The sequence below is a fragment of the Rhodoplanes sp. SY1 genome, assembly GCF_046000175.1.
GTDB lineage: Bacteria > Pseudomonadota > Alphaproteobacteria > Rhizobiales > Xanthobacteraceae > Rhodoplanes.
This window is the reverse complement of the sequence record NZ_JBEOMB010000524.1, coordinates 1-504: the sequence shown is the minus strand read 5'-3', so window position 1 is coordinate 504 and position 504 is coordinate 1. Positions and strand designations below refer to the sequence as shown.

The following is a 504-nucleotide window of genomic DNA, read 5'->3' as shown; positions in this document are numbered from 1 at the left end:
GGACACTCGGCTGGCCGCAGTCGGCTCCTCGCTGTTCGCGGCGATCTGCGAGCGCTTCCGCAAGGCCGGCGTGAGCAAGGTACGGACCATGATCGCCCGCGACCATCAGCTCATCCTGTCGTTCTTCCGCAGCCAGGGGATGATGGGCGGCCCCTTCGTCGAGCTCGAGATGGATCTGGACGAGACCGAGACGGACGAGATCGGCGGGAAGGGCCTGTCCGCATGAAGCTGCAGGTCGCGACCCGCCACGCATTGTTCGCCATTCTCGAGCTGGCCTCCCAGCCGGAGCGGCAGATGTCGGCCTCCGACATCGCCGAGAAGTACGCCATCTCGCCGAACCATCTCGCCAAGGTGCTGCGCACGCTCGGCCGGCTCGGCATGGTCGAGGCGTCGCGCGGCGTCGGCGGCGGCTATCGCTTCTCCGGCAACGCCAAGCGGCTCAACCTCCTCGACATCGTCGCCGTGTTCGAGCCGATCGGGCCGAACGCCGCCGGCGCCCGCGAG

General features: G+C 68.7%; 1 protein-coding gene and 1 pseudogene. Both read left to right on the top strand.

The features are described 5' to 3' along the window. Positions 1 to 226 (top strand): annotated as a pseudogene (locus ABTU92_RS30740) (hypothetical protein); the annotation flags it as partial. After that, positions 223 to 504, top strand: a 282-nt coding sequence (locus tag ABTU92_RS30735) for an Rrf2 family transcriptional regulator (protein WP_408095306.1), incomplete at its 3' end; no start/stop codon positions are given. The pseudogene ABTU92_RS30740 and the gene ABTU92_RS30735, both read left to right, overlap by 4 nt.